This is a genomic window from Bacillus cereus group sp. BfR-BA-01408, assembly GCF_022663305.1.
Lineage (GTDB): Bacteria > Bacillota > Bacilli > Bacillales > Bacillaceae_G > Bacillus_A > Bacillus_A pacificus.
This window is the reverse complement of the sequence record NZ_JAKUFF010000116.1, coordinates 1-9,706: the sequence shown is the minus strand read 5'-3', so window position 1 is coordinate 9,706 and position 9,706 is coordinate 1. Positions and strand designations below refer to the sequence as shown.

Here is a 9,706-nt window from a genome sequence, read left to right as displayed (position 1 = left end):
CAATTATTAATATCATTCGCTCTCTTCCATTTATCATTCTATTATTCTTCATTTTACCTTTTACAAAGTTTCTAATGGGAACATCCATTGGTGTGCAAGGTGTTATCGTACCGCTTGTCGTCTTCACTGCTCCCTATATCGCAAGATTGATGGAAACAGCATTATTAGAAGTCGATCGTGGCGTGATTGAAGCTTACCAAGCGATGGGCGTTTCTACTATAAAAATTATTTGGCACGTCATGGTGAAAGAAGCTCGTCCCTCCCTTGTACTTGGATTAACAATTGCAACGATTGGCTTAATCGGCGCAACAGCAATGGCTGGCCTTGTAGGTGCTGGTGGACTAGGGGACTTAGCATATCGCTTCGGGCATTTACGCTATGAACCTGAAGTAATGTATGCAACTGTCTTTATTTTAATTATCCTCGTACAAGGATTGCAGTCTTTAGGGAATGGTGTTGCACGAAGATTGAAGAAAGATTAAAAAAGAAGGTATCTCACCAGTGTGAGATACCTTCTTTTTATCTTTTAAATCCACCTTCTGAATGAATAACTTGTCCCGTAATCCACTCTGCTTCTTCGCTTACTAAAAACTTAATGAGTCTTGCTGCATCCCTTGGTTCACCAATTCTGCCAAAAGGAAACATCGGCTTTAATCCTTGCTTTATCTCTTCAGTCATCCAGCCTGTATCGGTTGGACCTGGGTTAATTGCATTGACTGTTATTCCTAAATGAGCCACCTCGGCTGACAACGAACTAGTAAGAGCATCAATAGCTCCCTTCGTTGTTGCATACGCCAGTTCTCCAACCATAGGTCCTTGAAATTGCCCCGACGTCATATTTACAATTCTACCACCAGATTTTTTATCAAATCCTCGAGCAAATTGACTACTTAACAATGTAGTCGCACGAACATTGACCATGTAGTGCTTATCTAATTCTTCAGCAGTCAAATTAGAGAAGTCATTATTCGTAGAATACGCTGCATTATTAATTAATATATGAGGGTAACCTAGTTGTTCAGTAACTTTATTTATAAGCTCTTTCGGCGCATCATTCTGAGTTAAATCTAACTCCATGCTCGATACTTTCACACCGTTTTTTAGTAACTCTTCTTTTAATTGTATTTGTTCACTTTGATCAACGCCCCAAGGCATCTCTTTATCATACGCTGTCCAATAAGTAAAAAATATATCGTATCCTGCTTCAGCTAATTCTTTACAAATTGCTGCGCCTATACCATCTAGACGACTTACACCTGTAACGACTGCTATTTTATTTTTTAATTGATTCATCATATACTCCTCCAATTTAAAGGACGCATACTTTATATAAGAGATATGAATTTCCCTACACATTATCCTTACAAAAGGGATGTACAAGCCAAATATGCGGTCCTTGCATGATTTACAGATAGCTAAATAAACCCTCACTTACGAGAGAAAAATTTATCTATCTAGTTTCTAATCATTACAAGCTCATCCACATATTGAGTCCTTGTCTCCTTTCCGTATATCTCCAAATTTCATTTTAACATTAAAGATTTAATATTTCAAAAAATGAAATGATTACTCCTATTCATGAAGTATCATGTACTATAAAACGTAGTTAATAACGAATTTGCATTTAAGTGTATACATTTACTATTACCTATCCGTTGTATAAGTGTAGGGAGGAAAAATGATGAGAAAAGAAAATATATTGACCTCCTATCTTATCACTTTAGGGGAGGAAGTGTTCAAACTATTACTAGCGAAAGGGGCTATAAAAGAAGACGCAGAAGACATCATCCAAAATACTTTCTATAAAGTATACACATTGCTAGATAGCTTAACCGAGGATAACATACGTCCATGGTTTTTCAGAGTCGCATTAAATGAATACATTGACTTAAAGAGAAAAAAAGAGCAACAGAACATCTATTTAACTGAAGAGATTTATTCAAAATTACAATATACAGACCGAGAACTGGATGCTGTTTTAAATAAAGATGAGATTTTCTATCTATATATAAAACCAGAGAAATAATAAGAAAAGAGCCTAAGTATAGGCTCTTTTCTTACTTACTCCAAATTTAAACTCTTAAAGAACCACGAAATCCTCTAGCAGCATAGTATGAATCTGCTCCATTGTGGTACACAAAAACGTGTCCAAAGCGATAATCGCAAAATAGAGCTCCACCAAGCTCTCTAATATCTGAAGGCGTTTGTACCCAGCTTGATGATTTCATATCGAACTCCCCAAGTTGTTGCAACTGTCGATATTGTTCTTCTGTTAATAGTTCAATACCCATAGCAGTTGCCACATCAATAACGTTATTTTCCGGTTTATGCTTCTTTCTTGCTTCTAACGCTTCAAGATCATAACAAAGGCTTCTACGACCTTTAGGACTCTCCTTTGAGCAATCGCAGAAAATATACTCGTCCTTCTCTTCATCATAACCAACAACATCCGGCTCACCGCCTGTTACTTCCATTTCATTAAGTGACCATAATTTTTCAGCATTAGCTTCTATCTTTGCTTCAACTTTAGCCCATTCAAGACCTTCATGGCGGTTCATGTTTTTCTCAAAACGAGCTTGTAATGCTTTTAATAGTTCTTCACGTTGTTCTACAGATAACTCATTTTTATTCGCTGTCATATTCGTCCTCCGAATTACGTTTCCTTATAATCATAACGGTTTGCATACAGTTTACAACAATCTGACCCGATTACACAACGAAAAATCCCAGTACGAAATCCCTCCATACTTTCCCCAAGAATATAATGTGAAAACCACATCAAGTTCTGCTTCATAATAGCTACATTCATTCCTGGCTGATCAGAACTATATGCCATTCCTTTAAATATCATTAATTCTGTATCAACTTCCATTTCTCTTAATCCTTCATATAGCTCATATGCATTTGTAATGGGAATTCTTACATCCTTTTCTCCGTGTTGAATTAACGTAGGCGTACAGGCTGATTTAATATATGTCATTGGTGATGTCTTCTTATATATCTCTGGGTCATTCCATGGATTATTTCCTAAATACATGCTAATAAAGTAAGGGATATCGGTATTTACATAATGGGTACTCCAGTTCGTAATTCCGCCTCCAACTGAAATAGCCTTAAATCTACTGCTAAATGTCGAACAGAAAGCTGATATATATCCTCCGTTACTCCATCCCATAGCTCCTACTCTATCTTTATCTACAATCCCTTGTTCAACTAGTGCATCCACTCCAGATATAACATCATCATAATCAGCAAATCCTTGTTTTCTATAGTTTGCTTTTAAAAATTCATTACCGTAACCAGAACTTCCTCTATAGTTTGGTTCTAAAACGATAAAGCCTTTTTCAACAAACTGTTCAATAGGATATTTCTCATTGAAGCAGTCTGAAAATATCGGGAAGGATGCCCAAGCCGGACCTCCATGAATTACTACTAATAAAGGATATTTTTTATTTGCGTCAAACTCTACTGGGATTGATAAAATACCCTCTATTTCAAGACCATCACTATTTTTCCACGAGATGATTTCCCTGTTACTTTTAAGCTTCCCGTCGAAAAAGCTATTTTCATTCGTTATTTTTTTATCATCCAAATAGATTTCAAAAGTTTCATTTGTTATAACCTTATTATAGGTTATATGATTTCCATCTCTTGTTATAGAAGCATCCATTATAAAGCCATCTATTTTGTCGCTTAATGCTTTCACAGTGCCATCTTCAGCTAGTAATCCAATACGATAATTCGTTTTATCCTGCCATCTAATTAAAATTCCTTTAGCTGTCCACTGTAATGGCATAACCGTACTATCAAAGTTTGTTAAGGGCTGAATCACCTCTCCAGTATTCATATCATATATCTCTAATGTACTCTCTTGTATATGGTTTCTATAATACTCCTTCTCTCTTATGCTTGCTGCGTAGCACATTTTACTGCCCTCAGGAGAAAAGCAAACGCTCCCGCCCAACAACTTATCCATATTCATTTTTTGTAGTTCTCCAGCTTCAACATCTAATATGTAGAGATCACCATTCATATGATCATTTATACTTGGTGTAGCCATACATACAACCTTTTTCCCATCATTTGAAATATCAAAGTCATGGATATAAAAATCTTTACCATCAGTTAATTGATAAACACCGTTACTCTCTCGTTCCTCTTTATCATTTTGTATCACTTTTTCTATTTCAATGTAGCATAAACAATTATTCTGATGTTCCTTACCTACATGTTGAAAATCTCCATATAGCTCCTTACGTTTCTTTATTTCCTCACATTCTTTTGACTGTGTAATATAATAAAAACCTTTACCGGTAGGATCCCATTTGAATGTACTGATCCCTTCTTCCTCATTAGTAATTTGTACCCCACCGTAACCATCTAATGACTTAACGAAGATTTGACTTTTCCCATTACCAACAGGGCTAAGGTATGCAATATCCCTAGAATTTGGAGACCATAATGGGCATGTACTATCTATATCCCCATTTGTTAATGGATAACTTTGCCCTTTACCTTTTTCATATATCCATACATGATTTCTATATGTATTGTCTTTCCAGTTAGCTGTCCTCTTAACAAATGCTACATTTTTGCCATCATCGCTTATATTGGTACTTGATAAGGTTGGTAATGAAATAATCTCTTCTATACTTAAATATGTTTTTTCTTTCACGTTCATTAATAAGCCCCCTTGTAATACCTAGTAATCTATCCCCTCTTCTTTTCATAATAAAGGAAATTGTTCACGAATACTTAAAATGATAATTAAAAATTCAGATAAAAGAAAGTAGTACTTTAGTAGCGTACGGGCATCCTAACTTTCTCCTATCGATTTTAGATGTTCTTTTTAACACAAAAATCCCCCTTTAGATACAATATCTAAAAGGGGGACAAATTTGTAAATTTATTTTAAAGCTATAACTATATTTATTAACCTACCAATCTCCTACTCAACCGTAACAGACTTAGCTAAGTTACGTGGCTTATCAACGTCACACTCGCGGTGAAGTGCTGCGTAGTATGAGATAAGTTGTAATGGAATAACTGCTACTAGCGGTGCTAGCGCTTCGTGTACAGCTGGTAATACGAAGCTGTCACCTTCCATTTCTAAGCCTTTCATTGAGATGATACATGGGTTAGCTCCTCGTGCTACTACTTCTTTCACGTTACCACGAATTCCAAGGTTTACGTGCTCTTGTGTAGCAAGTGCGATAACTGGTGTACCATTTTCGATTAAAGCGATTGTACCGTGTTTTAATTCTCCTCCAGCAAATCCTTCTGCTTGGATGTAAGAGATTTCTTTTAGCTTTAACGCACCTTCTAATCCTACGTAGAAGTCTACGCTACGTCCGATGAAGAAGCAGTTACGCGTTGTTGCTAAAAATTGTTTTGCTAATGCGTCCATTTCTTCTTTTTGATCACAAAGTTGTACCATTGCATTTGCTACAAGTCCTAGTTCGTGTGTTAAGTCAAAACCAAGAACTTCACCTTTTGCTTTAGCAATATCTGCAGCTAAAATTGAAAGTACTGCAAGCTGTGCTGTGTAAGCTTTCGTTGATGCAACTGCGATTTCTGGTCCCGCGTATAACGGAAGTGTATAATCCGCTTCACGAGAAAGTGTAGAACCAGGTACGTTTGTAATCGTTAATGCTTTATGACCCATTTCATTTGTTTGTACAAGTACTGCACGGCTATCAGCTGTTTCACCACTTTGTGAAATGTAAATGAAGAATGGTCTTTCTGTTAATAATGGCATGTTATAAGAGAATTCACTTGCTACATGCACTTCAACTGGCATTTTTGCAAACTTCTCGATAAATTGTTTTCCAACAAGACCTGCATGATAACTTGTTCCACATGCAATGATATAAATACGATCGCTATCTAAAATCGCATTGCGGATGTCTTGATCTAATTCAATCTCGCCATTTTCATCTTGATACTTTTGAATTATATTACGGATAACAAGTGGTTGCTCATCGATTTCTTTAAGCATGAAATGAGGGTATGTTCCTTTTTCAATATCACTTGCGTCTAATTCCGCTGTAAACGGTGCACGTTCAATCGTTTCACCTTGTAAGTTTTTAATTGTAATACTTTCTTTCGTTACAATTACAATTTCTTTATCCATTAATTCAATAAATTGATCTGTAACTTGTAACATCGCCATAGCGTCGCTCGCCACAACATTAAAGTTGTCACCAACACCTACTAATAGCGGGCTTTTGTTTTTAGCAACATAAATCATGTTTGGATTTTCAGCATCAAGTAATCCGATTGCATAAGAGCCATGTAAAAGAGATAGCGTATTACGGAACGCTTCTTCTACACTTAGTCCTGTGCTCACTTGTTGTTCCATAAGCTGTACGATAACCTCTGTATCCGTTTCACTTACGAACGTTACATCTTGTAAATATTCCTTCTTCACTAACTCATAGTTTTCAATTACACCGTTATGAACTAGTGTAAAACGCTTTGATGTACTTTGATGCGGATGCGCGTTTACTTTGCTCGGAACACCATGTGTAGCCCAGCGTGTGTGACCGATTCCCACGCTTGTTGCTACGTTCTCATCTACGATTTCGCGAAGTTTTGCAATACGGCCTTTTTCTTTGTATACAACAACACCGTTCTCTGCTTGTACTGCAATACCTGCTGAATCATATCCACGATATTCTAGCTTTTCTAAACCTTTTAATAAAATTTCCTTTGCATCTTGCTCTCCAATAAATCCTACGATTCCACACATGTTTAGTCGCCGTTACAAATGCTTACACTGCTCTGCGAACATGTAACGACATAGTCCGATACCATTTTTATTTATACTAAAAAACGGATTACATATTGCTAGCCCTGTAAGCTTGTAACGGCTTTCACCTTCCTCTCGATTGGGTTTAAGTCCGTATATACTTATACAGCTAGTTTGTATCCGTTCCTTTTCTCTCATCACACTTTCACCTTTGTCCACTAAGTCACCTTAATGATTTAAGTAAAAGCTTGCGGTTGTGATGAACAACCGGGAGCCATCCGCCGAAATCTCGATAAACCCCACCTCGTCAACTACACTACTTGTAGTTCTGGCGCTTCTATAATTTACAATATTTCCTTTGAGAAAAAGAACAAGACCATCTTATAACAAACATGGATAAACCGTCAATGAAAATTTTTTCACCATCTATAAAACATATGAAAAAGGAGCACTTATTGTGCTCCTTTTCAATAAATTTATTAAATTATTCAGCGCCAACTTCCGCTTTCACAACTTCTACAATGCGATGTACATATGCATCACAAACTTCTTGTGTTGGTGCTTCTGCCATTACACGAATAAGTGGTTCTGTTCCAGATGGACGAACAAGAATGCGGCCATCACCGTTCATTTCTTCCTCTACAACACGAATAATTTCTTTAATTTTTTCGTTTTCTAGTGCTAGTTTTTTATCTGTTACACGAACGTTTACTAGTAATTGCGGGAATTTTGTCATTTCTCCTGCAAGCTCAGATAATGGTTTTTTCGTCATTTTCATAATGTTTACAAGTTGAAGTGCACTTAACATTCCATCACCAGTTGTAATGTAATCAAGTAAGATAATATGTCCTGATTGTTCTCCACCTAAGTTGTAACCTCCGCGCTTCATTTCTTCCATTACGTAGCGGTCACCAACTGCTGTTTTATCACTTGTAATACCGTTAGCTTCAAGTGCTTTGTAGAAACCTAAGTTACTCATAACTGTTGAAACAACTGTATTGTGCTTTAGTTGACCAGTTTCTTTCATGTACTTTGCACAAATAAACATAATTTGATCGCCATCAACAATGTTTCCTTTTTCATCTACAGCGATTAAACGGTCACCATCACCATCGAAAGCAAGACCAATATCAGCACCTTTTTCTTTTACTAATTCAGCTAATACTTCTGGATGCGTAGAACCTACTCCATCGTTAATGTTCATACCATTTGGTGAAGTTCCCATTGTTGAAATATCAGCTTCTAAATCAGCAAATAAGTACGGAGCTAAAGAAGATGTAGCACCATGCGCACAATCTAAAGCGATATGCAAACCTGAGAAATCTTCCTCTACAGTTTGTTTAATGTATTGTAAATACTTTTGTCCACCTTCAAAATAATCACTCACTTGCCCAAGGTTCGTACCTGTTGGACGTGGTAATTCATCCACTTCTTTGTCTAATAAAGCTTCGATTTCTGCTTCTTGCTCATCTGTTAATTTAAAACCGTCTGAACCGAAGAATTTAATTCCGTTATCTTGTACTGGATTATGAGATGCAGAAATCATAACACCAGCTTGTGCATCTAACGCTTTCGTTAAATAAGCAACACCTGGTGTAGAAATAACACCAAGACGCATTACTTCTGCTCCAGTTGATAATAGACCTGCTACTAAAGCTCCTTCTAACATATGTCCTGATATACGTGTATCACGGCCGATAATTACTTTTGGACGGTCTGTATCTTTTGTTAATACATAACCACCAAAACGTCCAATTTTGAACGCTAACTCAGGTGTTAACTCCTGATTCGCAACCCCGCGTACTCCATCTGTACCAAAATATTTACCCATTATGATTCGCTCCTTTTTCTGGCTCTTTTTGATTATCTACTGTTGGCTCTTGGCTAGTTTCTTTATCTTTATTTTGTTCCGGTTCCTTCTCCTTCTCCTTTTCCTTTTCTGGATCAGGCTTAGGTTCAGGTTCAGGATTTTTTGGTTTTTCAGTTTGATTATCTTTATTATTATTTGAATTTGGTTGCTCACCGTTACCCTGTACTTCTTTATCAGGATTTTCTTTCTTCACAATTGTGACTTTAGCACTTTTTTGTTTTGGCTCTATTGAAATATTACCAGGGCCACTCACTTGAATAGCAACATCCTTCGTCCCAGGAGACACATTTTGTAGATTAATCACTGCTGTTATTTGAGCAGCTGTTATTTTATCTACTATACTTGTTTCTCCTGAAATATCAACGCTTATCTTCCCATCTTGCGGCGAAAGTAACTGGGCCGTAACGTCTTTAGAAAGTCCATTTTTTTGAATTGATATACCATCAATCGTTCTTGTTTTCGTTTGTTTTGTTTTTTGTACGCCTACTGAAACCTTTACTTGATTTGGCTTCGCACTTGTTACACCCTTTGGTAATAAAACAGAGGTATCGAATGTTGTAGACTCTGTCAATTGACTAAGATCTACTTCGACCCCCTCTATCGATTGTATATTATCCAATATATCTTTTGGACCTGCTATCGTTACTTCTCTCGGCTCAACGCTAACATTTGTAACGGCCAATCCTTCCGGTAAACTCCCCTTTTTCGCATATGTTATAGGAACAGTTTTTTCAGTATTATTGGCCGTAGCTTGCGTCGCCACATTCAACGTTACACTAATTTTAGATGGACTTGTTCTTACATTTAAACGTTTGCCTTCTTTATTGTATAATGTCACTTCGGGTGTTTTTGTAACAGTTTTATTAACACCTTTTAAATCAACATACGCCTTAGCAGATGAAATACTTTCAATTTCTTCTTTCGTCCCAACTACCTCAACCGTATCAGGTTTAATGTTTGATTTTTCGAGCGTAGCACCAGCTGACATCTGATCCTCATTTGATAATTTCAAGTCTACATGAACATATTTTCTCGCTTTTTCATGAAGAGTAATTTTAATTGTTGATGGCTGAACTGTTCCTTTC

At 36.7% G+C, this 9,706-nt stretch carries 7 protein-coding genes and 2 pseudogenes; 2 read left to right on the top strand and 7 right to left on the bottom strand.

The window, feature by feature from the left end:
• Positions 1-482 (top strand): methionine ABC transporter permease (locus MR083_RS25250; RefSeq protein ID WP_242270017.1); only part of this gene is annotated, 482 nt, incomplete at its 5' end.
• 37 nt (positions 483-519) lie between these two features.
• On the opposite strand, the gene MR083_RS25245 is transcribed toward MR083_RS25250, so the two are convergent.
• Complete coding sequence (locus tag MR083_RS25245) at positions 520-1,296, bottom strand: SDR family oxidoreductase (RefSeq protein WP_242270016.1); 777 nt, start codon at positions 1,294-1,296, stop codon at positions 520-522.
• 385 nt (positions 1,297-1,681) lie between these two features.
• Here MR083_RS25245 and MR083_RS25240 point away from each other — a divergent pair.
• A pseudogene (locus MR083_RS25240) lies at positions 1,682-2,005 on the top strand (RNA polymerase sigma factor); the annotation flags it as partial.
• A gap of 67 nt (positions 2,006-2,072) precedes the next feature.
• Here MR083_RS25240 and MR083_RS25235 read toward each other — a convergent pair.
• The 6 genes and pseudogenes from MR083_RS25235 to MR083_RS25210 all read right to left on the bottom strand — a co-directional run.
• Entirely contained in the window at positions 2,073-2,639 is a 567-nt protein-coding gene (locus MR083_RS25235) for a DUF4256 domain-containing protein (protein WP_016716256.1), read from the bottom strand.
• 89 nt (positions 2,640-2,728) lie between these two features.
• Positions 2,729-4,681, bottom strand: a pseudogene (locus tag MR083_RS25230) (alpha/beta hydrolase family protein); the annotation flags it as partial.
• Between the two features lie 267 nt (positions 4,682-4,948).
• Positions 4,949-6,751, bottom strand: coding sequence for a glutamine--fructose-6-phosphate transaminase (isomerizing) (glmS, locus tag MR083_RS25225; protein ID WP_000334168.1), 1,803 nt, complete (start codon positions 6,749-6,751; stop codon positions 4,949-4,951).
• Between the two features lie 12 nt (positions 6,752-6,763).
• Positions 6,764-6,949 carry a hypothetical protein gene (locus tag MR083_RS25220; protein WP_001208183.1) on the bottom strand — a complete coding sequence of 62 codons (186 nt, stop codon included), beginning with the start codon at positions 6,947-6,949 and terminating at the stop codon, positions 6,764-6,766.
• Positions 6,950-7,235: 286 nt separating this feature from the next.
• Positions 7,236-8,582, bottom strand: a complete 1,347-nt coding sequence (glmM, locus tag MR083_RS25215; protein ID WP_000521482.1) for a phosphoglucosamine mutase — start codon at positions 8,580-8,582, stop codon at positions 7,236-7,238.
• The coding region (locus MR083_RS25210) for a CdaR family protein (RefSeq protein ID WP_242270015.1) at positions 8,575-9,706 on the bottom strand (1,132 nt) is incomplete at its 5' end. The genes glmM and MR083_RS25210, both read right to left, overlap by 8 nt.